The organism is Flavobacterium kingsejongi, from assembly GCF_003076475.1.
Taxonomy (GTDB): Bacteria; Bacteroidota; Bacteroidia; order Flavobacteriales; family Flavobacteriaceae; genus Flavobacterium; species Flavobacterium kingsejongi.
In genome coordinates this window covers 3429272-3455638 of the sequence record NZ_CP020919.1, presented here as the reverse complement: position 1 = coordinate 3455638, position 26367 = coordinate 3429272, and the positions used below count along the sequence as shown (strand labels likewise).

The following is a 26367-nucleotide window of genomic DNA, read 5'->3' as shown; positions in this document are numbered from 1 at the left end:
ATATCAATGGGAGGCAGAAGGCGCCTACTGCGGAAGCACTGATGCGCTCCCGCTATTCGGCCTATGTGGTTCAGGCTGCGGATTACCTCGTGGCCACAACAGATAGCTCCCGGAGAAAGTACCATTCTAAATCGGATATTCTGGAATGGTCTAAATCCAACAACTGGCTGCGGCTCGAAATTATCAGTGCAGCCCAAAATAGCGTAGAATTCAAGGCCTATTTTCTGGATTCCCAATTACAGGCACAGGTACATCATGAGCGATCGACTTTCCGGTTTGATGGTACTCAATGGTTCTATGTTGATGGTACGTTTTATTAATCCCATTTGAATCATAGGATGAAAGTACCGGAGAAGAAGTAATGCTATCTCATTGATTTTAGCGATTGGGTATTATGTTAACCCACCAATTCAAACTCCAGCAATTCCTTTTCACTCCCATTGATGATAAGTGATACTTTATGGGCACCGATATAGAACTTTCGGGTGGTAATGATCCGGAAGGATTGGTTGCGTGTTATCGTTTCGCTTTGGCCCGGCTGGAATATGCGCTCACTGATTTTAAATACTTTTTTGGACAGCTGTCCATTCGCTTTATTGTAATATAGGGCATATTCAAGACGTACTGTTTTGGCTATGGCTCCAGTATTTGCAATTGCGAAACGGAATTGTAATGCTTCCGTTATTTTAACTGTGGGCGTAATAACCGTAAAATTTCCCCAGTCCAATCCTTCATTATCCAGTCCATAATGGCTTAATATTTCGGCGTGCCCCTGTTTTAATAGGGTACGGCTCCCGTGTTTGATAATCGCATCGGTTTCTTTACTGATGCCTTTCCATTTCCGGGCGATATCAAGTACTACCTGTGGATGGTCTTTGGCAATATCATTAAGGCTATTCGCGACACTGCGGCGTACCCACTCGGAAGGATCATTTTTAAGATTATCCAACAGGGGAAGGATAGGTGCCGGGTCTTTTTTGAGAGCCGGTAATCCCATGGCCCACGGTAGTCTTGGACGGCTGCCTTCGCTGGCAAGACGGCGTACCTTATAATTGGGATGTAGGGACCAGGAACTCATTTGGGAGAGCATACGTGCGCCATATTTTAAAATAAATGGCCTTACGGCAAATTCACAGCTTACAAATTGTGTAGTCTCTTCCAAAGCCTGGATGGCATGATCGTAATCGTCCAGTCCGAAGGTTTCGATATAATCCGGAAAAAATATAAACACCAGTCCGTCTTCTCCAAATTGTTCTTTTTGCAATTGCCGGATAATGTGAATCAATACACCGGCTGCGGCCCCAAAATCGGCGGGTAAAAACTGGTGCAGTACCAGCGTGGTATGGTGCATCCGGGCTTTCAGTTCTTTTTGAGCAAATGTTTCATCAAAAATTTGTGCTATAAAATGCTCGCGGTTAAAATCCGGAAGCGTTTTTTCCAATACCGAAGCAAACCGGTCATAAAAAGGGAGGGAGTAAAGATCTTTTAAGGCGCTCATGATACTATTTTTTCAGGGATCAGTAAATTTCGTTCTACTGCTTTACGGAGTTGTTCTTTATGGGTATCGCCCCATTCCCCCATGGCGTTGATCACGGGAATCAGGGTTTTCCCCAGTTCCGTTAACTGATATTCTACCTTAGGAGGTAATTCGGGATAAATAATTTTAGTAACCAGTTCATGGGCTTCGAGCTGGTTGAGTTGTACGTTCAATACCCGGCGGGTAGCATCGGGAATCTGTCGCTGTAAGGCTCCAGGACGTTGTATGCCCTGGGCGATATAATACAGGAGGTGTATTTTCCATTTGCCATATACAACTTCCCGGATCAGGTCCAGGCCACATTCCGGCTTTAAAGGGATTTTCCGTTCATACATAAGGCAAAATTAAGCAATTCATAACGATTCCGCTATAGGGATAAATTAATCCGTATACGGAATTACCGATTGTGGGATTGATAAGAGCATTGTAAAACAAAATAGTGCCTGTTGAAATGGGTATACCGGTGTAGTATTTGCTTTTCGTCGGTATTTCGATAGTGTTTGTCACGAGTACGTATATAGTCTGCCAGCGGAAGGTCTTTTAGTTCGCTTCCGTTTCGTTTTTTTGGTTTTTAGTCAATATTACGACACGTCAGGCAACGTATCATGACACGTCAGGTAACGTGTCGCGACCACACTTGGGACGTATATTGACCACACTTGAGACGTATCGCGACACGCCAGGTGACGTATACCGACCACACTTGGGACGTATCGCGACCACACTTAGGACGTATCGGGATACCCTAAAAAGGCATTGAATACCCATTAAATCCCCGATTGTTACAGGTGTTGTATTGGAGAGAAGGATTATTTCAAAATAGTGTACATCAGTAGCTTTAGAAGTATGATATACTTTTAGATTGCATTCCATAGCAACTGCTGAAAAACTGGGCAGGACAACATTAATTTATTAAATTTATACTGAAATACTTTAGTTATGGAAAAGAAAGTATACTGTATCCATCTTGATCGCATCGATAGTGTCCAAAAGGGTAGCGATGTTTGCGAGGAATGTATTAAAACAGATGGCAGCTGGGTGCATTTACGTACCTGTCAGTCCTGTGGTGTAACACTATGCTGTAGTGATTCCCCGGAACAGCATATGAACCGGCATTGTGAGACAACGGGACATCCTGTAATTGCTTCTGCAGAAGTTGGAGAACATTGGCTTTGGTGTTATCCCGATCGGATTTATATGAAATACAGTACTGCAGAATAACCTCCACCTGTGGTCCTAAAAAAACCGGTATACATGATATACCGGTCCTTTGTTACTGTGTGCTATGCTACATGTTTTATTCTACCAGATAATCCCGGTAATCGGTTTCGGACATACTAAAGAATCCCAGGGCATAATTATCAAAATGGGTGGTATTGATAATATTTCCCCTTAATGTTGCCGGAGGAGTTTGAAAAGGGCCTCCACCACCGACAATATTGTTTAATATGGTCATGTAATTGTAATAGGTTCTGGAAATTCCGGATAGGGTTATTTCGACATGCTGGCCGTGATCGAGGTCTTCATGAAAGAAGATATCGCTCATTTGATTGCCCTGGAAGAATTCATCACTCTGCACATCGAGATACGCAATAGCAGAAAAGCTCGGCTTATAGCGGATCATATAATAATCGTCGGTAGCACCATTATCCGTATAGAGCGTCTTGATCTCAATTTCATCTCCGGTCAATCCACCATCATTACGTTGCACGATTTGGTCAATCGGTGGAACAGCTTGTAAGGTCTCTGTAGCCGTATAGGTTTCGCCATCATGAATTACTGTAAGGACATAATCGGTAAGCAGTACCGGCTGAAAGTTATGGCAAAAATAGAGCCCGGTACCCGGAAATTCTTCCACAAATTGGTATTCCACATTATTGGCATCAGTGATGTATACCGTAGCGCCGGATACTACAGGGATTGTATTTTCAAAATAGCCCGTCGTCATGGTTAGTTTGATTTTTTGCTCATTGCCTATTGTGCCTTTTTGCCAGTTGATCGACGCGTCAATCACCAATTTTGGGGCAGCCGTGGTAACATCCACATCAATGACATCTTCACAGGAGGCAGTTAGTATCAGGACAAGCAGTAGTGTGGTATAATGGAATATCTTTTTCATAATCGGTAATTTGTGTTTATAAATACTGTGGTGCAGCTTAGAATTTGAAGTTATAACTTACTCCGGGTACAAGGCCAAAGATCGACAGGCGTACCGCTTCATTGATACCGGAAGTTTCGTTTTGCCTGAAACTTACCGATGCCGCATTGCTACGGTTATAGAGGTTATAAATACTAAATACCCACTCGCTCTGCCAGCCCTTTTTCCGATCGGGTTTCGGTACATAGGTTGCTGAAATATCAAGGTGGTGGTAAACCGGAAGGCGATCGGTATTCCGTTGCCCATAACTTGGGATTGTAATGCCCTGGTATTCATATTGTCCGTTAGGGTAGGTAACCGGTTGTCCGGATTGTAAGGCGAAACTTGCTCCAAAAGACCATTTTTTATTCAGTGCATAAGCACTTGTCACGGCAAGGTTATGGGTTTTATCATAGGCTGACTTGTACCAATTTCCATTATTGATACCGGTTTCTGCAGGTGTCCTGCCCGGCGTTTGCTGTTCAGAGCGCGAGAGTGTATAGGAAATCCATCCAGTCAGCCTGCCGGTATTCCTTCGCAACAGGAATTCAGCCCCATAGGTACGCATCTGCCCGTTCAGGACTACCTGCTCTATCGCCTCATTGGCAATCAGGTCGGCACCATCAATATAGTCCAGTCGGTTTTTAATATGTTTGTAATAGGTTTCAAACTCAAAGGAGTATTCGTCATTTTTAAAATTTCGGAAATACCCTACGGCTACCTGATCTGCAATTTGTGGTTTCAGGAAGCTATCACTTGGCGTCCAGATATCCAAAGGTGTAGGGGAAGAGGTATTGGAAACCAGTTGAAGGTATTGCGTCATACGGTTGTAGCTGGCTTTTACCGACTGGTCATCATTCAGGGCATACGATATTGCTAACCGGGGTTCAAAATTGTCATAGGACTGAATTACTTCATTGCTGTCGTAATGTTTAGTACCAATAGGCACCCCTTTTTCATAAATCTGGAACAACGGGTTAAAAGTGACCGCCTGATCATTAGCATAGCTATTTACATTGCCGGAACCCAAACGGTAAAACATACTGTAGCGCAAACCATACATGACCGATATTTTATCGGAGAGCTGTTGCTCTGCCTCCAGGTAAAGGGAAGGTTCAAAAGCATATTTCTGCTCCAGCTTTTTATAATTCACCCCGGAACCTTCACTGGTAGGTTTGATAATTCCCGGATTAAAATCATAATAGATGCCATTTACCCCGTAGTTCAGTTTCAGTTTATCCGATACATAATGCCTGAAATCGTATTTGATATTATAATTTTTGATGCCGGATTCATATTTGAAGCCAATGAGGTCAATGTCGAGCCCATAGTAATAATCACTATAAATAACGGAAAGGTTAGAAAACAGTTTGTCGGAAAACAGGTGGTTCCAACGCAGGTTTAGCGTAGAGTTACCATAGATATTGGTAAAGCTGCCGGCGAGATCGAAGACATCCCTTCCGAAATAACCGGACAGGAAAAGGCTGTTGTTATCGTTCAGCTTGTAGTTCAGCTTGGCATTCAGGTCATAAAAATAAGCAGAATTATCATTATCGGCCAGTTTTAGAAAGAGGTGGGCATAGGAAGCCCTTCCGCCGATCAGGAACGATCCTTTATCTTTTACGATAGGCCCTTCGGCCAATATACGGCTTGAAATGAGCCCAATTCCCCCATTTACATGATACTCTTTGGAGTTTCCGTCTTTCTGGTAGATTTCCAGGACAGAAGAAGCACGGCCACCATAACGGGAAGGAATGCCACCTTTATATAATTTAAGGTCTTTAATCGCATCCGGGTTAAACACCGAGAAGAAACCGAAAACGTGGGAGGAATTGTAAATAGTGGCTTCATCCAGTAAGATGAGGTTTTGGTCGGCACCACCCCCGCGCACGTTAAAGCCTGAAGCACCTTCACCGGCATTGGTCACACCAGGTAAGAGCAATATCGATTTTAATACATCGACTTCGCCCATGACCACCGGCATTTTCTTAATGGTTTCCATAGAGAGCTTGCTGACACTCATCTCCGGTTTTCGGATGTTGGATCGTACCCGGTCGGTACTTACCACAACTTCTTCCAGTTCTTCACCATCACCGTTCATCGCAATGGTCAGTTTGGTATTTTTGGTCAGGTTTACTTGTTGCTCCTGGGTTCTAAATCCCATATAACTGATTTCGACCGTATGTGTTCCCGCAGGTAAAGTCAGGGAATAGAATCCATATTCGTTAGTAGTAGTTCCAATTTTTAAGGCTGGGACATAAATGTTGACCCCAATCAGGGTCTCATTACTGGCACCATCAGAAATAGTGCCGCTTAGTGTGTATTTCTCTTGTGAAAATACTTTCGTAACTGTAGTAAATAAAAGGAGGAAAACAAAAAGTACTCTTATATTCATTAGGATTATTGTTTAAATAAGATGATTAAGGACGAATAATATGTTTACAAAACGATTATTTTTTCGTTTTGTTATAAATGTTGTGCTATTTTTTCTTACAAAATAATGTTATGTACTGAAGTGATAAAGATCAGTGGGAATGCTGGTAGCTCACGGAAATCAACGGTCTCGTAGTCCATTCCTATAGAAAACCAAAAATAGGGCCGACTGTATCAGTCGTAGGATCGGGTTAAAAGTTACATTCCATATCAATTTTAGGCCTAAATAATAACCTGCATGTCATTTTAGAGTTTATTTACTTTTAAATAGATGCTTGTCAGGCAGGCGATTTTTGTAACGATAGGAGGGGTTAATCTTAACTATTGTATCCGGATTTTATTAGAATTAGCTGTTGTTGCTATTTTTCACGATTCCTTCACACTTTTGACTTTAATAAAGTACTAAATTTAACACACCAATAAACCACCTTACATGGCTGTAGCAAAACACCAATTCAAAAATTCAGACATAACCTGGATTGACCTTACCAGTCCTACACGCGAAGAACTCGAGACGGTAAGTAAAGAATATGAGCTCAATCCTTATACGCTTATTGATAGCCTCGATCCCGATCACCTGCCAAAATATGAAGAGCACAACAATACGCATTTCTTTATTGTCAGGATATTGGAGCATTCTAAAAAGCATGAACAAACGGTACGCGACCTGAGTACCAAAGTAGCCGTTTTTTTTAATGACCATTTTATTATTACGATCCATCGTTCTGCCCAACCGGTTATGAAGGAGATTCATGAAGGCTGTATTGTAGAGGACAAATTGAAAACGACTACGGCAATGGCCATAAAACTGATTCGTGAAATGCTGCATTCTTATGAAGCCCCGGCATTCAAATTATCAGAACAGATCGACTATTATGAATCCAAAGTATTCCTTAAGAAGAATGTGCCTGCAGGTATGATTGAAGGAATTTATTACCTGAAACGTAAAGCCGGATTATGTAAAAAATTATTGCTATTGACGAATGAAGTGGTAAAATCGATCAAAGCAGAAAAAGACGACCGGCCTGCATTACAAGATGTTCGCGATCTTCATTTGAAATTAATGACTTTGTACGACCAGGTACAGGATGATGCCAATAACTTACTGAACATTTATTTATCGCTTTCTGCCCGTAAAACGAATGATGTAATGAAAATCCTGACCATTTTTTCCGTTTTCTTTATGCCGCTTACTTTTATTGCCGGGATCTACGGTATGAATTTTAAGTTTATGCCCGAACTGGAACAGCGTTGGGGGTATCCTTTATCCTTACTCGCTATGGGCATCGTAACCGTAGTGATCTTTTTCTGGTTCCGGCGAAAACACTGGTTATAAGAGGTGCAATAGACAAGTTGATAGAAAAGACAAAAGCAGCCATAAGGCTGCTTTTGTCTTTTGAGAGAAAAGAATTACACTAAGGTTGCTGTTACAGTAATGGTGGTATTCAGCAATTTAGAGATTGGGCAAATTTCTTTGGCTTTTTGTGCTGCGGACTGAAATGCTTCATCAGTAATTCCGGGTACGTCACCACTTAATTCCAGGTGGATTAAGGTAATGGCTCCATCTTCAAAAGTAACGCGGGCTTCCGTATTCAGGTCAGCGGGAGGGAATCCTGCTTCCGTCAGCAGGAAACTCAGTTGCATTGTAAAACAGCCGGAATGTGCTGCTGCAATCAGTTCTTCAGGATTGGTTCCTACACCTTCTGCAAAACGGGTTTTAAAGGATAATTGGGCTTTATCCAATGTGGTGCTTTGGGTAGTAATAGTTCCCGTTCCTTCCATTCCCGTTCCTTTCCAGTTGGCGTTAGCCTTTCTTGTAAATTTCATAATTATAAATTTTAGTGGTTCTTAAAAATAATACTTTTTTTTATACGAGGATGATTGTCAGTAGGATAAACAGATTATCTTTTTGTAAATGCCTTATCAACCGACAGGACAAATTTAGAGCAGCAATAGATATAAATCAAATTAATAATTTTTTACCTTTATAAATTAAAAATATAACCATGACCTTACAGCAACTGAAATACATTATTGCATTGGAGGAATACCGTCACTTTGCAAGAGCCGCAGATGTATGCAATGTTTCTCAGCCGGGCTTGACCATACAGCTGAAAAACCTGGAAGAGGAAATTGGAATCCAGCTCTTTGATCGGAGTAAAGTCCCTTTAAAGCCTACGGCACTGGGTATGGAAATTATTGAAAAAGCAAAGAAGATACTGCGGGAAGCCGATGAGATCCGGGATTTTATTATTCATTCTAAAGATACATTACAGGGAGAAGTCCGTTTGGGGGTAATCAGTACGTTATCGCCTTACCTGATTCCTTTGTTTATTTCGGCGGTAAAAGCCACGTTGCCGGAGATGCATTTTACTATCAAAGAATCGCACACCCTGCAACTGATGCAGGATTTGGAAACAGGCGTCCTCGATGTGGCGCTGATGGCAACTCCTACAGGACGCACCGGACTTCGGGAATACCCGGTATTCAATGAACCCTTTGTAGCCTACCTGTATCCCTCACACCCAATGGCAGGACAGGAATTTTATGCATTGCTTCCGGAAGACCGACAGGAATTACTGCTGTTGCAAAATGAGTATTGCTACAATGCCCAATTGCTGGACATTTGTGCCATAGAAGATGGCCGGAAAATAAAAGGGCAGTTTACGTATGAAATCAGTTCCATAGAAACCCTTAAAAATATGGTACGTGCTGATCTCGGATTTGCAATAGTACCCGAACTTTCAATCGCGCATGAAGTGGATCATAAATTGTATAAATCCTTTGCAGACCCAAAACCAGTTCGTGAAATTAGCTTGGTAGTCGCCGCAAGTTTTTCGCGTAAGCTGCTGCTGGAAAAAATGAGTGAATCCCTGTGGAGCTGCCTGCCCGAATCCCTGAAAAAAGAATTCAGCTACCGTAAAATCCAATGGAATGATTCACCCTATTTTGTAAAGTCCACGAAAGGTTTTTAGTAGACAATGATCGTTTTAACACAATTAATTGAGCTTTATAACAAAGTCGGTAAAGAAATAACGACCGAACTTTGAATCAAATAATAATCGTATGAAACGTATTGACCATATTTACAGCAATGGTGCTTTTCAAAAGCCCCACGGACAGGAAAAATTTGACCTGATCAATCCCAGTGACCAAACGCTTATCGGGCAGGTAATCCTGGGGGATGTTACCGATACCCGGGAAGCTATTGCAGCTGCGAAAGCCGCTTTTACAACATTTTCCAAAACCACGGTTCCAGAACGGATGGACTACCTGCAACGCCTGCATGACGCAGTACTGAAAAGGGTAGGCGACCTGACAGAAGCCACCATGCTCGAATATGGGGCACCGCGTGACAGGGCATATGGATCTAACCTTATGGCAGCGGAAAGTTTTCTGAATTATAAAAAAGTACTGGAAGATTTTGATTTTTCACGTACCGTTGGCACTTCACAGGTCATCATGGAACCTTTAGGTGTAGTAGGAATTATTACGCCCTGGAATGCCAATGCTGCATTTATCTGCAACAAACTTGCTACCGCTATTGCTGCGGGCTGTACGGCAGTAATCAAACCTAGTGAACTGAGCGCCCTGCAGACCCAAATTGTCATCGAATGCCTGCATGAAGCGGGATTGCCAGCAGGGGTATTTTCGATTATAAATGGTAGGGGAGACGTTGTTGGAGCAGAACTTACCCGGCATCCTGATATTGCTAAAATTTCGTTTACCGGATCGACTGCAGTAGGAAAAGCCATTGCCCGTGGTGCTGTAGATACCCTAAAACGGGTTACGCTGGAATTGGGCGGAAAATCACCCAATATCCTCCTGGACGATGCCGATCTTACCAAGGCAATACCCATGGCAGTAGCGGCCTGTTTTATAAATAGTGGGCAGGCGTGCATTGCTGGAAGCCGCCTGTTGGTTCCCGAAGCACAATTGGAAACGGTAAAGGAATTGGTTAAAAAAGCGATAGCAGCAGTACAAACGGGGCCCCCTTCACGGGAAGGCGTCAGTGTAGGCCCCTTAGCCACTGTTCGGCAATACGAGCGGGTGCAGGAATACATACAGCTGGGAATTGATGAAGGTGCCGAAGTACTGATTGGAGGTACCGGGCATCCTGAAGGACTCGAAGCAGGGAATTTTGTAAAACCCACAGCTTTTGTAAATGTGACCAATACCATGCGTATTGCACGAGAGGAAATTTTTGGTCCGGTACTTTGTATCATTACGTATAAGACCGAAGCAGAAGCTATAACGATCGCCAATGATACCGATTACGGATTACAAGCTTATGTGAGTTCTGAAAATTCAGAACGCGCACATCGCGTCGCAGGACAGCTTGTTGCCGGAAGGGTATTGGTAAACTGCCTGAACCATGATCCAATGGCGCCCTTTGGAGGATTCAAACAGTCCGGACTGGGTAGGGAATATGGTGTTTTTGGGCTGGAAGAATACCTTGAGCCCAAAACGATTATTGTATAACGGTTATTATTGCAGTGTTAAAAAAAATATTTTTTTGAGAATTATTCCAAAACATAATCCTACATTTGCAGCGAAATGACAAAACAAAGCCAAAATATGATTCCATTTTTCTGTAACATGATGTGTTGCACGACGAATCTATTGTATGATATGGCCTACAGAAAATAAAGTATATACACCCTTATATAAAAGCCTTTCATACCACTATGAAAGGCTTTTTTTATTCCCTATAATTTACAATTGATATGATTACTATTATGCTTCCCCTAACGAAAATGAATTGCTGCCCTATGGTTATGCCTTCGTGTTGCAGGAGCTTTTTATAGTTGTATTTTTCACTATCTACCAAGCCCCTTCATTATACATCTGGAGGGGCTTTTTTTATGACATCAAACCCAATCTAATCATTTAATACTTTATCCTTATGGCTTCAATCACAACCAACCATAAATTACGGGTGCTACTGGCTTTCACCGGTATTTATATCATTTGGGGAACCACATTCCTCGCCATTTCCTATGGGCTGAAAGGTTTTCCGCCTTTCTTGTTATCGGGCTTCCGGTTTTTGGTAGCTGGTGTGTTGATATTGCTCTGGCTCTATCGCAAAGGAGAGCGTCCCAACTCAATCGCCAACTGGAAAAAAAATGCGATACCTGGTATCCTTATTTTAGCCGCTGGTGTCGGGCTTGTTGCCTGGGGGGAGCAATATGTAACTTCTACAGAAGCTGCCATTGTGATGGCCAGTGAGCCATTTTGGTTTATTGTACTCGATAAGAAAAACTGGAAGGCCTATTTTTCCAATCCTTTTATTGGTGGAGGCCTACTCATTGGATTTGCCGGATTGGTACTGTTCCTAAAAGATAGTCTTGGGACAGTGGAAGCCAGTGGCGACAGCAACATACGGGTAATCGCTTTCAGCCTGCTGGTAGTGAGTTCCATCTTATGGGTTTTAGGATCGCTCTATTCCAAAAAAAGGCCTTCCTCCCAGTCGCTGTTTATGAATGTCGCGCAGCAGCTGACAATCGGGGGTCTTGCGAGCCTTATTATTGCGTCCTTTCGTGGAGAATGGCAGGTAATCCAATGGAATCTAATTCCTGCAGCTGCCTGGCTGGCATTGGTTTACCTCATCATTTTCGGATCAGTAGTGGCCTATCTTTCCTTTATCTGGCTGTTATCCATCAAGCCTCCGGCGCTGGTGAGTACACATACCTATGTCAATCCTGTGGTTGCAGTACTTTTTGGCTGGTTTATGGCCAATGAAGGTATTTCTAAAAATCAGTTTACAGGATTGTTTATTATCCTGATAGGGGTGCTATTTACGAATATGGCCCACTATAAAGTCTCCAAACGCAAGCGGGTTCATTTTCGTAAACTGGAGCGTACCCTCAACCGGCTGACACACCCGTACAAACACATCACTCATTTATAATTACCATAAAAATTAGATTCCAATGCGTTTTAAAAAACCAATAGCACAACTGATTTCAGAACAAGAAACTGATACAAAAAATGGGCTTCGCCGCTCCCTGGGACCTTTTAACCTGGTCGCGCTGGGAATTGGTGCTATCGTAGGTGCCGGAATATTTTCCTTAACCGGGATTGTCGCTTCAGAAAATGCAGGGCCGGCTGTCATTCTTTCTTTTATCCTTGCCGGAATAGCCTGTGCATTTTGTGCGCTGAGTTATGCCGAATATGCTTCTATGATCCCGGTTGCGGGCTCAGCATACACCTATACCTATGCCACACTTGGAGAATGGATGGCCTGGATTATTGGCTGGGACCTGGTATTGGAATATGCTTTGGCATCGGCTACGGTTGCGGTCAGTTGGTCCAGTTATGCCAATAAGCTTTTGGCACAATTCCATTTGTCACTGCCACCACAACTGACGGCTTCCCCTTTTGATACCGTAAAGCTTGCCGATGGAAGCCTGTTGGAAGGCGGGGGGATCATTAACCTCCCGGCCGTGTGTATAGTGGTGCTTTTATCGTTGGTATTGGCCAAAGGGACGCGGGAATCCTCTGCTTTCAACAATCTTTTGGTAATTATAAAAATCAGTGTTATTGTGCTGTTTATCGCCTTGGGTTTTGCTTTTATCAATCCATCAAATTATAGCCCGTTTATCCCTGAAAATACAGGAACGTTTGGGCATTTTGGATGGTCGGGAATTGTGCGGGGCGCTGCCGTGGTGTTTTTCGGTTTTATTGGTTTTGATGCCGTTTCTACAGCGGCTCAGGAGGCCAAGAATCCACAAAAGGATATGCCCATCGGTATTATCGGATCGTTGGTGGTTGCCACGTTATTGTATGTGGTTTTTGCGTATGTAATGACAGGATTGGTACCGTATACCGAATTTGTAGGAGATGCCAGCCCGGCGGCTACCGCTTTTGCCGTTACCGGATATAGTTTTCTAAACAGTGCCCTTATTATTGCTATACTAGCAGGCTATACTTCGGTGATATTAGTTATGCTGATGGGACAGTCACGGGTATTCTATAGTATGTCCAAAGACGGACTACTGCCTGCATTTTTTAGTGATATCCACTCCCGGTTCAAAACACCGTGGAAAAGTAATTTGTTTTTCTTGGTTTTTGTAGGATTACTGGCGGGTTTTGTCCCAATTTCCGATTTGGGGCACATGGTCAGTATTGGAACCTTGTTTGCCTTTTCATTGGTTTCCCTGGGTGTTATACTTTTGCGGTATACAAACCCGGAGATTCACCGTCCGTTTCGGGTTCCGGGAGTACCTGTTATTCCGGCACTGGGGATATTGGTCTGTGTTTTCCTTATGATTGGCCTCCCGTTGGAAAGCTGGATCCGGCTGATGATCTGGATGGGTATTGGAATTGTTTTCTATTGGTTTTATGGCCGAAAACACAGTAAGCTTAGGAATAAAAAATAGGAACCTTATTTTTTCCCATAGCTTTGCAAAGCTATGGGAGGGAGTCGGCATCATGTTACTTCTCTAAGATTTTTTTGAGGTTCTCCAGGTTTTTTGTTTGGGCATCACGGATCATTTTTCTACCAATAAGCAGGGATAAAAGATTCATCGGATAGGCATCGCTTCCGTAAAATTCAGTGGTGATGAGTGTTCTGTTCCCTGGAAGTGGCTGTACAAAAGTGGCTGCTTTCTGGCTGGATTCAAAAGGGCGTTTGAAACGTAAATCGACCTCAATACGATCGGCAGTCACTTTCGTAATCTGCTGTTCGCCTTCACCCACACCATCTTCCTGGCTGTTCCATCGCGCAATAAAACCTTCAGTACCATCAGTGCCTATATATTCCATTTTGATATTGGGATCTTGCATTACCCAAACGCTGTAGTTTTCCTGATTTTTAATCAGCTTGACATAATTGAAGACAATATCAGAAGGCTCATGGATGGTTTCGGTAACCGTAACGGTATACGTCCTGGGGATAAAAAGTGCTACAACCAACAACAGTAGGACAATTGCAATAATGACCAACAGGATTTTTTTCAGGATTCTCATGTGTTATAGTTTTTAAGGTACAAAATGGAATCGGAGTAGTGTATCAAAAAACGGTAGTATATTTTTGTCACGCTACTTTTAAAATAATCTTTCATTTGAAAGAATATATTGTAAATGTAATATATAAATATAAAATTAAGATATTGTTTGATGATAATTGTTGTTTGTGAGGGATCCAATGCGGAAAAATAATTTTGTTTTTTTTTAAATTGTGACATAGTATCAAAATACAGATGCTTCCAGTCGGGATAGTTAAATGTGAACACTATCAAAAAAATAGGGTTATTGTTCCGGCTTTTAGTTCGATTATAGTACTTTTGTGCGAATATTTGCTGGCCAAGGCAAAATAAACATACGATATGCGAATAAAATCACATGAGGAAATTATAGTGGATTTGGAAGATCGGGCTGCAAAAGCTTTTTTGACTAAAGATTATGACGAGATACGAAGATTGACCCATGCGAATGTAGTTTATAAAAATGAAGCTGGCCGAATTTTTACCAGCCTCGAAAGTATGGATCTGATGCATCCTGAAAAATTCCACATCGAATCGTTAGTAGTGACAGACAAAATGATACGGATTTTTAATAATGTTGCCATTACCAATATCACGAATACCATTAGCGGGAAATATATGGGAATTGATTTTAAGGGTGATTTTATTTATACCCGGACCTGGACTTTTATGAATGGAAAGTGGCTGGTCATCGCCGGGACTACTACAAAATTATAATTTTTCCGACACCAGCAGCTTTAGCCTTTTGCTAAGTATTTCTGTAGGCAGGTCGTCTATTATATCTATCTTTTCGGAGATGAACCCCTGATGGATTAATATTTTTCGCGATGCCACATTCGAAGGATCGATGATAGCAGTTACTTTTTCCAGTGTTTCCTGTTTCAGGCCTATATCCAAAAGCAGTGCTGCGATTTGTTTTCCAAAACCTTTACCCCAATATTCCGGAACTACCATATAGCCCAATTCAGCTTCGGTCAGTATGCCGGATTGTATTTCAATTTTAGCCAGTCCAATATAGGTTTTCGTTTCGGTTTCAAATACTTTAAAACGTCCAAAGTCAGGATGTAAGGTGTTGTTGTGTAGCAATTCGACAAATTGTACCCGCGCTTCTTCTTCTGTAAGTGCCCGCTCTGTAATCATAGCCATTACCTGTTCGCTATTCACCAGGCTATTGTAAAGGACAAAGTCCTCCGGCGTATATTTTTCAAAATAAATAGTGTAAGGCTGATGATTGGTTGTCATTATTTTCTTTGATATGGAATAGGGCACAAAATTAAACAAATTGAAGAAATGAACGGGGTATAAAAAGTGAACTTTCTTATAAAAGAGAAAGCGGGCAGAAAAGTATTATCGCTATATTTATCAAACGATAAATGAACATTCAGTAGCAAGAGCCTACTCTTCAAAATCAAACATAAACGTATGGATACTACTATGAAAGCACTGACTTTTTCCCAATTTGGGGATGCGTCGGTATTGGAGTATAAGGCGGTACCTATTCCGGTACTCAACGAAGGGGAAGTCCTGGTGGAAATGAAAGCCATAGGACTTAATTATGCCGATATTTACCGGCGGAAAGGGAACTATCATCTGAAAGGTACACCACCCTATATTGCAGGCTATGAAGGAGCAGGAATAGTTTCGGTATCGAATACATCTGCCTATAAGGTGGGTGACCGTGTTGCTTTTGCTGATGTACCGTTTGCCAATGCAGCCTATGTGGCTGTGCCGGAAGCCCACCTGATTCCTTTGCCCGAAGCTATTGATTTTGCTACTGCGGCGGCTGTTTTGTTACAAGGGCTTACAGCGCACTATCTTTCGGAAGACAGCCATGACGTACAAAAAGGGGAAATAGTACTGATTCATGCCGCTTCCGGAGGTGTAGGCCAGTTACTCATCCAAATGTGCAAAAATAAAGGTGCAATTGTCATTGGGTTAAGCCGGGACAAGACCAAATTCGGTACCATCCTCCATAATGGGGCAGATTATGCAGTCGCTTTACAGGGCGATTGGAAGGCTGAAATAATGAAAATCACGAATGGCAAAGGTGTTGCTGTAGCCTATGATAGCGTTGGGAGTACATTAATGGATAGCTTTGAGGTGACCCGGGATTGTGGGCATGTGGTATTTTACGGAATGAGTGGTGGTGATCCACAACCCGTAGACCCAAGAATGCTGATGGATACCAGTAAAACCCTGACTGGTGGAGATCTCTGGAGTTATCTGACCACCCAGGATGAGCGAATAAATCGCGCATCACAACTCTTTGACTGGATCAGAACCGGGCAGCTTCTGCTGACACCACCCGTAACATTTGCCCTCTCTGAAGGGCAGAAAGCACATGAATACCTGGAAAGTGGGAAGAGCTCCAGTAAAATACTACTACTCCCAGATTAATTTTATCCGAATTATATTTTAAAATAAGGTATCGAATGAGCGCATACAACAGCCGCATTATTTTTATTATAGCAGCCTTACTTACCGTTTTTCCGGTTTTGGGACAGAAGACGAAACTGGAGGAACAGATTATAGTGCTTAGCGCACCATTTAAAGCTAAAATTGGAGTAACCGCATTAGTATTGGAAACCGAGGAGATTTTGGTTTCATTTCATGGTGGTGACCGCTTCCCGATGCAGAGTGTTTATAAATTCCCTATTGCTATGGCCATACTGAATGAGGTAGACCAGGGGAGGTTACAGCTCCACCAGAAAATAAAAGTGGAGCCTTCGGAGATCATACCGAGGGGAGTGAGCCCGATCCGGGAGAAATACCCTCAGGGTGCTGTACTGACACTTTCAGAATTGTTGCGGCTTAATATTGTTGATAGCGATGGTACAGCTTGTGACGTGTTATTACGGATAATGGGTGGTACGGCTAAAGTGCAGCACTACCTGAATAGTCTGGGAATTACAGGGATCAACATTGCAACAACAGAAATGGTTCAGGTTTCCGATGACTGGATCCAATATCAAAATTGGTCAACGCCAGATGCTATGACACAATTGCTATACCTGTTTTACAGTAAGAAGGTGCTTTCTACGCCAAGCAGGTTGTTATTGTTAAAATGGATGGAAGAATCGATTCCGGGAGCAAAACGACTGAAAGGAGCACTGCCCAAAAATGCAATAGTAGCACACAAACCTGGAACTTCGGGTACCAATGATGGCCTGACACGTGCTACCAATGATGTCGGTATTATTACATTACCCAATGGAAATCATTTGGCAATCAGTGTTTTTGTAGCAGATACTTATGTCAGTCGGGAAGAGCGCGAGGGGCTAATCGCTGCTATTGCCAAAATGGCCTGGGACTATTAATACTATAAATATTTTGCAATAACTGAATTATTTTGCTGGACTGTTCTTAAATTCCAACTGGTGGTTTTTTATCCGCTTGTCTATAGTATCATTATTATCCAATAGCGTTCTTGATTCTGCAACTTTAAAGTCACTAATGGCCTTTTTTTGAATTGTGGCCTGGACATACACATAGTATTTTCCATAACCGCCCTGGACATAAGACATTCTCCATTCATCTCCTTTTTTAGCAAGCAGCATCAACGGACGGGTAGGGAGTGAGTCTGTTCTCATATCTGTGGCATTATAAGGTGCACCAGGATTAGCCATATCCAGATCGCCGTGGTAATAGGCCATTACTTTTTGGCGCAGTAGTTCCGGAATTGAATCCGTGGTTGTATAGGTAGTCCATTCCCCATCATTTCCGGTGGTTGTTTTTTCTTTTTTAGAACAGCTGATGACGATGAATACTAAAATGAATAATCCTTTTTGCATGCTACTTGGTTTGAGTGAATCAGGAGGTAAGATACTGAATTATTTCAGGAACTTCGCAATGGAGACTATAAATGACTGTAAATGCTGAAGTCCTGAAATTATAATCCTTTATGTACTAACGGTGCGACTTTGGTTCCCCGCAATTTAATGGTGCTTAAAAGTTGTTTGTGAGGATAAGCTTAATTTCGCTATTTCAGCTTCCACTTTTTACTTTTAATTACTTTGTGAATGGGTCATGCAGATATAGGAGGAGGGTGCCATCCCTGTGTTGCGGATGAAAGCCCTGAAAAAAGTAGTGCGGGATGTGAATCCTGCTTTTAAGGCAATACCTTCCAGGGATAGTTGTTTCCATTCTTCTTCCTGAAAACGCAGCTTGATGTATTCCACTCTTTTCAGATTGATAAAATTCTGGAAATTCATATTGAATTGGCTGTTGATCAGGTGGGAAAGATGGAATATGGGGATTCCCGTATCTTCAGTCATTTCCTGTATTGTATAGCATGTAGTAAGGTATGGCCGTTTTTGCAGCATGAAGGTTTCCAAAACGAGCAGGTATTCTTCCCGTTTTTCTTCACTAAAAAGGACAGCAGGCTGGTAGCTATTTTCTACTGCCATAAACGCCTTTTGGTTTCTAAGGTAAAATTGTCGTACGACCTGTTTTTTACAGGTATGGAAAAATAGCATAATTCCCCGTTTATAACTTTTGGAAGAAATAATAATACTCGTAAAATGGGACAGCATTACTGCTTTTGGCTTGCGAAATGAATTTTGTACCATATAATTTGGGGGAATTAAAATGTTGCTATAGATCCATCAGAAATAAAATAAGAACGGGTTCCGTTAAGCAGTGTAGGATTGGCCAACGGATAGTGACAATTACTATGTAAAATGCTAATGCACTGCAATTTAATCAAAATAAACGAAAGCTTTAGTGTTGTTTATTAGATATTTAAGACTATTTTACAACTATATCATTATGGTACATATACCTGAAAAATCCAATTCTAAAGTTTTACCTTTACTATCAGTAGGCACATTTTAGTAAAATATAGCTTTTGATTTTTTTAATACCGGAATGTGTGTATAAAGAAGGGAATTGGCTTATAATTTAAAAAAAGTGGCGGTGATCCACAGCATATTGATTTGGAATGCTATTAATTTTTAACTTTAGCCCACATTAAAAAATCACCTATGAAAAAAATTATACTATTTGTAGTGTTATGCCTTTCTTTATCAGCCACAGCACAGCAAAAACCGAAAATCATCATATTGGCAACCGGCGGAACTATTGCCGGTACAGGGACTACTTCGGACCGGGCAGGCTATACCGCAGGCACGCTTCCCGTTTCCGACCTGATTGGGAGCATTCCTTCCGTAAAAGAGGTGGCAGCAATCAGTGGAGAAAAGATTGCATCGGTGGGGAGCCAGGACATGAGTCTTGAAATTTGGAAAAAACTGGCAGTGCGCTGTACTGAAATAATCAATAACAAAGAAGCAGATGGTATTGTGATTACACATGGTACCGACACGCAGGAAGAAACGGCTTATTTCCTCAATCTGGTGGTACCCCGAACGATTCCTGTGGTACTCACAGGAGCCATGCGGGCCTCGACTGCAATTAGTGCCGATGGGCCTAAAAACCTGCATGATGCCATTATTGTAGCAGCCAATCCGAAGAGCCGGGGAAGGGGCGTATTGATTTCTTTTAATGAATCGGTTTATGATGCACGGGAAGTGACAAAAACCAACAGTACAAAAGTAAATGCTTTCAGTGCTCCCGGAACAGGGCCATTAGGGGAAGTTTATGATGGGCATGTGGAATATTACAAACAGTCCATTCGGGATACCGGAACTTCGATTCCTTTTCCCATTACAAAAAATACCAAATTGCCCCAGGTTGAAATTGTTTACATGTATACAGATGCCTCCGTTGACTATATAAAAATGCTTACCCGTAAAAAAGTAGACGGAATCATTATTGCCGGAGTAGGAAATGGGAATTTTTCGAAAGCTTTTTCCGAAGCCATTAAAAAAGCGACTGCCTCCGGTATTATTGTATGCCGGGCGAGCCGATGCCTTTCAGGTCGTGTCGTATTGGATGGAGAAGTAAATGATGAAGCTTTGGGAACCATTGTTTCTGATGACCTGAATCCCCAAAAAGCCCGGATCCTACTGATGCTTGGCCTGACCAAAACTAAAAACCGTAAAGAACTGCAAAGCTATTTCTTCCGCTATTAACCCTTGATTTTACGAAACTTAACACCCCTGCTATTATGGATGATTTTCGCATTGAACACGATTTTCTTGGAGAAAAAAAGATATCCAATGAGTTTTATTACGGAGTACAAACGCTCCGGGCCAAAGAGAATTTCAATATCACAGGAATTCCTATTGGGAGTGAGCCGCTGTTTATCCGTGGATTCGGGTATGTGAAAAAAGCGGCTGCCCTGGCCAATTATGAACTGGGTGTACTGGATGTAAAAAAGAGAGATGCCATAGTTTATGCCTGTGACCGTCTCATTGCCGGAGAGTTTACCGATCAGTTTATCAGCGACCTGATTCAGGGTGGTGCAGGAACATCGACGAATATGAATGCGAATGAGGTAATTGCCAATCTCGGACTGGAACACATGGGCCATAAAAAGGGCGAATACCAATACCTGCATCCCAATAATGATGTCAATCTTTCGCAAAGCACTAATGATGCCTATCCAACGGCTTTCCGTATTGCACTTTACCTTAAAATGGAGCATTTTGCCGATAAGCTCGATAAATTACAGCAATCTTTTTTTGCCAAAGGCCAGGAATTTTCTACCGTATTAAAGATGGGTCGGACGCAGTTACAGGATGCTGTCCCAATGACACTGGGGCAGGAGTTCAATGCTTTTGCAACGACCATAGCAGAAGATGCAACCCGTATCAGTGAGTCGGAAGATTTGATTACCGAAGTCAACATGGGAGCAACCGCGATTGGGACAAAAGTAAATGCACCTCAGGGATATTCTGAAATTTGTGTCCGCCATCTGGCAGAAATCAGTGGTGTTCCTGTATATCTTGCAGCTGACCTATTTGAAGCCACTTATGATCCGGGTGCCTTTGTACAATTAAGCGGTACTTTAAAAAGAAGTGCGATTAAACTCAGTAAAGTCTGTAATGATTTACGGTTGCTGAGTAGTGGTCCGCGTTGTGGTTTTGGTGAAATCAATTTGCCCGCATTACAGCCCGGTTCTTCGATAATGCCTGGAAAAGTAAATCCGGTGATTCCCGAAGTGGTCAATCAGACTTGTTTTTATGTGATTGGTGCCGATACTACGGTCACTATGGCCGCCGAGGCAGGGCAATTGCAACTTAATGTAATGGAACCAGTAATTGGATTTTCCCTCTTCACATCTTTAGAATACCTTGGGAAAGCTTGTGATACCCTGCGGGAAAAATGCATTGACGGTATTACTGCCAATGTGGAGCACATGCGGGAACAGGTGATGCAAAGTATAGGGATTGTGACCCAACTCAACCCGATATTGGGTTACGAGGCTTGTTCAGGTATAGCAAAAGAAGCCCTGGCTACCGGGAAGTCCATTCATGATATCGTAGTACTTGAAAAACAGTTAATCACACAGGCAAAATGGGATCAGATTTATTCGCTTGAAAATCTTATTAATCCTCAATTTATCAACTCTTAATTTTGGTATAGTTGGCTATATTTGGTCCTGGTTTTGCCATTATCTGAAGAACTTATGAGAAGGAGATACCATCATCAAACGAAAAGGGGAATTGACATTTAACATCCATAAAAAAGATACAATTCTAAGTTTTCCTTGTAGGTGTAATGGTAAAGTATATACAATCAATGAATAATATGAAGAAATTAATAAGGATGCTGTTTTGTGCCATGCTGGTTACAGACTCCGAATGATTTAAAACAATAAGTACCGAAGGCGGTTAGTTGATAACCGCCTTCGGTATTCTATACTGCTACCGTTTTGGCTTTCCGCTCATCTCAAATTGCAGTGTTCCGCCGTTCATGATTTCACTCTGGGTGATATAATGCCTGTTGAGGGGCGTGCCATTTAGTATTATTTTTTTGACATAGACATTTTTGGCACTTTGGTTTTTGGTAGTAATGGTAAATGTCTTGCCGTTTTCAAGTTGCAGTTCAGCCCCGGTAACACTGGGACTTCCAAAGGCATATTGGTCAGAACCCGGGGCTACCGGATAAAAACCCAAAGTGCTGAAAATATACCACGCACTCATTTGGCCGGTATCATCATTACCACCCAGTCCGTCGGGAGTAGGTTTGTACATCGCTTTTAGAATCATCCGGATGCGTCGCTGCGTTTTCCAGGGCTGGTCCGTCCAGTTGTACAAATAAGCCACATGATGGGAGGGCTCATTCCCGTGTACATAATTTCCAATGATGCCATCACGTGTGATGTCTTCGGTATGTTCGAAATATTTGTCGGGTAGCGTCATGGTAAACAGGGAGTCAAGATGTCGAACAAACTTTTCCTTGCCACCGTTAAGCTGTATCAAAGCTTCCGGATCATGCGGCACATACAGGCTGTAATTCCAGGCATTGCCTTCGATAAAACCGGAAGCATGCGTATCCAATGGATCGAACGGACTTTTAAAGCTTCCATCACTAAGGCGCGGACGCATAAAGCCTGTGTTCGCATCAAATACATTTTGATAACTGCGGGAACGCTTCATGTATTTCGCATAAATATCGGCCTTCCCTAACTTTTTGGCAATTTGTGCAATACACCAGTCGTCGTATGCATATTCCAGAGTTTTGGAAACGGAAGAACCGTTTTTATCTTCAGGGACATATCCAAATTTCAAATAGGAATCGATTCCATCATAGTAGCGGAGGTTGGAGGAACTGATACACGCCTGTAGTGCTTTTTCAGTATCAAAATCAGCATTGCCTTTAATAATGGCGTCCGCAATTACCGATACGGCATGGTAGCCAATCATACACCAGTTCTCATTGGCATAATGGGACCAAACGGGCAAAGCTTTGTGTACGCTTTGGTCGTAATGAGCCAGCATGGATTGGATCATATCGCTGTTGCGTTTCGGCTGTACAATATTGAATAACGGATGCAGGGCACGATAGGTATCCCACAAAGAAAAAGTAGTGTAATTGGTAAAGCCTACTGCTGTATGGATGTTCTGATCCAGGCCTTTGTAGCGTCCATCAGTATCCATGTATACTGTAGGATTGATAAAAGCATGGTACATGGCGGTGTAGAAATTGGTTTTGTCATCTTCATTCAGCGTTATAACTTTTATTTTATCCAGTTCCTTTTCCCAAAGCTGTTGTCCTTCGTTCTTCGTGCGGTCAAAATCCCAGTGTGGAATCTCGGCTCTCATATTCGCCAATGCGCCTTCGGTACTGACAGGTGAAAGGGCAAACTTGATTTGGATCTGTTCGTTTTCCTCAGTGTCGAAGTCAAAGTACATTTTGAGGTTACGCCCGGCTACTTCAGGGAAGTTTTGGGTTTGGTCAAACTTTCTCCAAAAGCCTTTATAGATGTTGTTTTCATCGTAGTTTCGGGTACCGTATTTTTGGATTGGCTTGGAAAATGCCATCGCAAAATAGACCGTTCGGGTGCGTGCCCAGCCTTGTGTTTGGCGGTATCCGGTGATGAGGGTATCATTTTCCACCCGGACAAAAGTCCATACATTTTTTTCCTTATGATTGTAAATTCCTGCCATAAGATCGAAGATAATATGGGCATCGGTGCTTTTTGGAAAACTGTAGCGGTGGAATCCTACCCGTGGACTGGTCGTAAGCTCTGCGACAATATTGTAATCTTCCAGTTTTACTTTATAATAATTGGCCTGTGCGGATTCACTGGTGTGGGAATACCGCGATCGGTAGCCCTTTTCAGGATGGGCAGCAGTACCGGGATTGAGTTGTAAGGCGCCGGTGGTGGGCATAATCAGGAAATCCCCGAGATCGGAATGCCCTGTTCCACTAAAATGGGTATGGCTGAATCCGGTGATTGTAGGATCATCATATTGGTATCCCGCACAATATTTATACGCTTCCCCATTGTATTTTTTGTCCAGCTCATAAGCGATAGTATCCGTTTCCGGACTTAGCTGTACTGACCCAAAGGGCACAGTGGCTCCTGGATAGGTATGTCCCATCCGTTGGGTACCAATAATGGGATTGATGTATTCGTAGTTTTTTCGGACAACTTTTTGGGAATGTCCAGCAGCGGTAAATAACAGGATTCCACTTAGGATAGCGATAGCTTTTTTCATGGTTGTTTCAAATCAGGCCTCTAAAATACATAAAAAATAAGGTTTTATAAGACAGTGTTTTGGGGTACTAATTGCTATACGGGCTGATTTACGGCAGGGGAATTAGGTGAAATAGATCCGTTTTAGGATCCCTAATAATTTGTGAAATACGATAATGGTATAATAAATTGTCAGTTCTTTTTTATACTTTTGGGTTGTGATTCAAAAAATAAACTCAATACTACTGGTAGATGATGACCCCGACGATCAGCTACTATTCCAAGAGGCGCTTAGTGACGCCGATAATTCTATTCAGTATACCAGCGCATCAGATGGTATCCATGCCCTGGAGCAACTTAATACCGAAGGTGCTGTACTTCCCGAACTGATCTTTATGGATGTCAACATGCCCCGGATGAATGGACTGGACTGCCTCAAAGAAATTCAAAAATCCACAAAACTGAAGCACATACATGTGATCATGTATTCTACTTCCTGTTCTGTCGAATACCAAAAAGAATGTTTTGCAAATGGTGCCGTTGATTATATTGAAAAACCGAATGATTTTAAAACATTATGTACACGTATTGCCGGGGTGATACGGCAGGGCATTCTTCCTGCAGTTAACACAATTCCTCCCGCACTATGATTTTAATTGTTGATGATATAAGGGCAAATATTGTTGCACTGAAAAAAATACTGGAACTGCATGGTTTACCAGTCGATACGGCTGAATCTGGTGAAGAGGCGCTGCGAAAGATATTAAAACGCGACTATTCGCTGATCATCATGGATGTGCAAATGCCTGGGATGGATGGATTTGAAGTCGTCGAAAACCTGGCTGGCAGCAACCGGACCAAAGATATTCCGGTACTTTTCCTCTCTGCGGTAAACAAACAAAAGAAATTTATATCCAAAGGGTATGAATCCGGGGGTGTGGATTATATCACCAAGCCGGTAGATTCGGATTTGCTGATATTAAAAGTCAAAACTTTTCTAAAGCTCTACGAACAAAAAAAAGAGCTCAAAGATATTCGGGACATGCTGTCGAAAGAGGTGGAAATCAGGAAAGAAGCCCAGGAAAAGCTTTCTTCACAGATGGAAGAACTCACGTCGGTATTAAAATCATTGCCCCAAATTGCGTTTATCATATCCCGGAACGGCAGTATAGACTATGCCAACGAACCCTGGTACCAATATGCTGCGGATACTACTGGATTTCCGGAAGTGCATCCGGAGGATTGCAGCGGCTTTCAGAAATGGCAATACCATTTGAGTGAGGGTACCCAATTCAGTTGTGAAGTACGGATCCGCAATTTAAAATCCCATGAATTTCGCTATTTCATAATGAAAATCGTACCGGTAATCCACCATGAAAGCATTACGCGCTGGGTAGGTACCTTTACCGATATCCATGAGCAAAAACAGGCTAATGAATGCCTCGAAATAAAAGTCACCGAACGGACAAGAGAACTGATGGCCAAGAATGAAGAACTGGAATTCCGGAATCATGAATTGCAGCAATTCTCCTGGGTGGTATCCCATGACCTGAAAGAGCCCATTCGTAAAATCGAAATCTTCATAAAAATAATCAAAGAGAAATATCTGCAGGATAACGCTACTGCTGTTGATTATATAGACCGTACCTTGAGTTCTGCAGAAAGAATGTCCAAACTGATCACCGATTTATTGGATTATTCCCGTTTATCAGCGATTGTTAAACCCTATCCAACCGATTTGAACGATGTTTTACAGGAAGTATTGTCCGATCTCGATTACCTGATTGAGAGTAAGAATGCGACAGTTTCCATCGAGGATTTACCGGTAATCAATGGTGTTCCAAGCCAGTTGCGGCAGGTAATTCAAAATTTGGTTGGGAATGCCCTCAAATTCTCCAGGGCTGAGGTAGCTCCTAAAATCGAAATTACTGCTGAGCGTATCGCCAGTAAAGAACCGGACAGCCCAATGGATGCCTCCGGAGCTTACAGCAGGATTATTGTAAAAGATAATGGAATTGGATTTGATGAAGCCTACCTCGATAAAATATTTATCATATTTCAGAGCCTGAATGACCGCAGAAGTTATGAAGGGACCGGCATAGGATTGGCCATCGCCAAAAAAATAATAGAAAAACACAACGGTTTAATTACGGCGAAAAGCGAAGTGGGCAGTGGCTCCAGCTTTATCATCATATTACCCTTGTAAAATAGCAATTTGCTTATAGCA

The 26367-nt window shown here is 42.3% G+C and carries 24 protein-coding genes; 14 read left to right on the top strand and 10 right to left on the bottom strand.

Annotation, left to right across the window (positions count from 1 at the left end):
• Positions 1–2: 2 nt before the first annotated feature.
• Positions 3–320 carry a YchJ family protein gene (locus FK004_RS15510; protein WP_108738074.1) on the top strand — a complete coding sequence of 106 codons (318 nt, stop codon included), beginning with the start codon at positions 3–5 and terminating at the stop codon, positions 318–320.
• Between the two features lie 77 nt (positions 321–397).
• Here the strand turns inward: FK004_RS15510 and FK004_RS15505 are convergent, their stop codons facing one another.
• Together FK004_RS15505 and FK004_RS15500 are read right to left on the bottom strand one after the other, a co-directional pair.
• Positions 398–1498: a DNA alkylation repair protein gene (locus tag FK004_RS15505; RefSeq protein ID WP_108738073.1), complete on the bottom strand. Its 1101-nt coding sequence runs from the start codon at positions 1496–1498 to the stop codon at positions 398–400.
• Complete coding sequence (locus FK004_RS15500; protein ID WP_108738072.1) at positions 1495–1872, bottom strand: winged helix-turn-helix transcriptional regulator; 378 nt, start codon at positions 1870–1872, stop codon at positions 1495–1497. The genes FK004_RS15505 and FK004_RS15500 overlap by 4 nt, the downstream gene beginning before the upstream one ends.
• Positions 1873–2476: 604 nt before the next feature.
• On the opposite strand from FK004_RS15500, the gene FK004_RS15495 reads away from it, so the two are divergent.
• Positions 2477–2758, top strand: a complete 282-nt coding sequence (locus tag FK004_RS15495; RefSeq protein ID WP_108738071.1) for a UBP-type zinc finger domain-containing protein — start codon at positions 2477–2479, stop codon at positions 2756–2758.
• Between the two features lie 76 nt (positions 2759–2834).
• On the opposite strand, the gene FK004_RS15490 is transcribed toward FK004_RS15495, so the two are convergent.
• Positions 2835–3656: a DUF4249 domain-containing protein gene (locus FK004_RS15490; protein WP_108738070.1), complete on the bottom strand. Its 822-nt coding sequence runs from the start codon at positions 3654–3656 to the stop codon at positions 2835–2837.
• Positions 3657–3693: 37 nt separating this feature from the next.
• The gene (locus FK004_RS15485; protein ID WP_108738069.1) at positions 3694–6069 is read right to left on the bottom strand and encodes a TonB-dependent receptor; all 2376 of its coding nucleotides are present in this window, start codon (positions 6067–6069) and stop codon (positions 3694–3696) included.
• Between the two features lie 471 nt (positions 6070–6540).
• Between FK004_RS15485 and FK004_RS15480 the strand changes: the two genes are divergently transcribed.
• Positions 6541–7443 carry a magnesium transporter CorA family protein gene (locus FK004_RS15480; RefSeq protein ID WP_108738068.1) on the top strand — a complete coding sequence of 301 codons (903 nt, stop codon included), beginning with the start codon at positions 6541–6543 and terminating at the stop codon, positions 7441–7443.
• 74 nt (positions 7444–7517) lie between these two features.
• On the opposite strand, the gene FK004_RS15475 is transcribed toward FK004_RS15480, so the two are convergent.
• Positions 7518–7934: an OsmC family peroxiredoxin gene (locus FK004_RS15475; protein WP_108738067.1), complete on the bottom strand. Its 417-nt coding sequence runs from the start codon at positions 7932–7934 to the stop codon at positions 7518–7520.
• Positions 7935–8113: 179 nt separating this feature from the next.
• Between FK004_RS15475 and FK004_RS15470 the strand changes: the two genes are divergently transcribed.
• The 4 genes from FK004_RS15470 to FK004_RS15455 all read left to right on the top strand — a co-directional run bounded on the left by FK004_RS15470 (position 8114) and on the right by FK004_RS15455 (position 13489).
• A complete protein-coding gene (locus tag FK004_RS15470) occupies positions 8114–9082 on the top strand; it encodes a hydrogen peroxide-inducible genes activator (RefSeq protein WP_108738066.1) in 969 nt (322 codons plus the stop codon).
• A 91-nt stretch (positions 9083–9173) separates the two neighbouring features.
• Positions 9174–10589: an aldehyde dehydrogenase family protein gene (locus FK004_RS15465; RefSeq protein WP_108738065.1), complete on the top strand. Its 1416-nt coding sequence runs from the start codon at positions 9174–9176 to the stop codon at positions 10587–10589.
• A 424-nt stretch (positions 10590–11013) separates the two neighbouring features.
• Complete coding sequence (locus FK004_RS15460) at positions 11014–12018, top strand: EamA family transporter (RefSeq protein WP_108738064.1); 1005 nt, start codon at positions 11014–11016, stop codon at positions 12016–12018.
• A gap of 22 nt (positions 12019–12040) precedes the next feature.
• Positions 12041–13489, top strand: coding sequence for an amino acid permease (locus FK004_RS15455; protein WP_108738063.1), 1449 nt, complete (start codon positions 12041–12043; stop codon positions 13487–13489).
• Positions 13490–13544: 55 nt separating this feature from the next.
• Here the strand turns inward: FK004_RS15455 and FK004_RS15450 are convergent, their stop codons facing one another.
• On the bottom strand, positions 13545–14078 hold the full coding sequence (locus tag FK004_RS15450; RefSeq protein ID WP_108738062.1) for an SRPBCC family protein: 534 nt from the start codon (positions 14076–14078) through the stop codon (positions 13545–13547).
• Between the two features lie 359 nt (positions 14079–14437).
• Between FK004_RS15450 and FK004_RS15440 the strand changes: the two genes are divergently transcribed.
• Positions 14438–14812, top strand: coding sequence for a nuclear transport factor 2 family protein (locus tag FK004_RS15440; RefSeq protein ID WP_108738060.1), 375 nt, complete (start codon positions 14438–14440; stop codon positions 14810–14812).
• On the opposite strand, the gene FK004_RS15435 is transcribed toward FK004_RS15440, so the two are convergent.
• Positions 14807–15337, bottom strand: a complete 531-nt coding sequence (locus tag FK004_RS15435) for a GNAT family N-acetyltransferase (protein WP_108738059.1) — start codon at positions 15335–15337, stop codon at positions 14807–14809. The two genes, FK004_RS15440 and FK004_RS15435, sit on opposite strands and share 6 nt — an antisense overlap.
• A gap of 180 nt (positions 15338–15517) precedes the next feature.
• On the opposite strand from FK004_RS15435, the gene FK004_RS15430 reads away from it, so the two are divergent.
• Both FK004_RS15430 and bla read left to right on the top strand, forming a co-directional pair.
• A complete protein-coding gene (locus FK004_RS15430) occupies positions 15518–16492 on the top strand; it encodes a quinone oxidoreductase family protein (protein WP_227871622.1) in 975 nt (324 codons plus the stop codon).
• A 35-nt stretch (positions 16493–16527) separates the two neighbouring features.
• Entirely contained in the window at positions 16528–17412 is an 885-nt protein-coding gene (gene bla, locus FK004_RS15425) for a class A beta-lactamase (protein WP_108738058.1), read from the top strand.
• A gap of 27 nt (positions 17413–17439) precedes the next feature.
• Here the strand turns inward: bla and FK004_RS15420 are convergent, their stop codons facing one another.
• The gene (locus FK004_RS15420; RefSeq protein WP_108738057.1) at positions 17440–17886 is read right to left on the bottom strand and encodes a hypothetical protein; all 447 of its coding nucleotides are present in this window, start codon (positions 17884–17886) and stop codon (positions 17440–17442) included.
• Positions 17887–18099: 213 nt separating this feature from the next.
• Positions 18100–18501: a helix-turn-helix domain-containing protein gene (locus FK004_RS15415; RefSeq protein ID WP_157956131.1), complete on the bottom strand. Its 402-nt coding sequence runs from the start codon at positions 18499–18501 to the stop codon at positions 18100–18102.
• 576 nt (positions 18502–19077) lie between these two features.
• Here FK004_RS15415 and FK004_RS15410 point away from each other — a divergent pair.
• Positions 19078–20124, top strand: coding sequence for a type II asparaginase (locus FK004_RS15410; RefSeq protein WP_108738055.1), 1047 nt, complete (start codon positions 19078–19080; stop codon positions 20122–20124).
• A 35-nt stretch (positions 20125–20159) separates the two neighbouring features.
• Positions 20160–21569, top strand: coding sequence for an aspartate ammonia-lyase (gene aspA, locus FK004_RS15405; protein ID WP_108738054.1), 1410 nt, complete (start codon positions 20160–20162; stop codon positions 21567–21569).
• A 292-nt stretch (positions 21570–21861) separates the two neighbouring features.
• Here the strand turns inward: aspA and FK004_RS15400 are convergent, their stop codons facing one another.
• Positions 21862–24162 carry a GH92 family glycosyl hydrolase gene (locus FK004_RS15400; RefSeq protein ID WP_108738053.1) on the bottom strand — a complete coding sequence of 767 codons (2301 nt, stop codon included), beginning with the start codon at positions 24160–24162 and terminating at the stop codon, positions 21862–21864.
• Positions 24163–24358: 196 nt separating this feature from the next.
• Between FK004_RS15400 and FK004_RS15395 the strand changes: the two genes are divergently transcribed.
• Both FK004_RS15395 and FK004_RS15390 read left to right on the top strand, forming a co-directional pair.
• Complete coding sequence (locus FK004_RS15395) at positions 24359–24790, top strand: response regulator (RefSeq protein ID WP_157956130.1); 432 nt, start codon at positions 24359–24361, stop codon at positions 24788–24790.
• Positions 24787–26346, top strand: coding sequence for a hybrid sensor histidine kinase/response regulator (locus FK004_RS15390; protein ID WP_108738051.1), 1560 nt, complete (start codon positions 24787–24789; stop codon positions 26344–26346). Before FK004_RS15395 ends, FK004_RS15390 begins: the two co-directional genes overlap by 4 nt.
• Positions 26347–26367 lie beyond the last annotated feature (21 nt).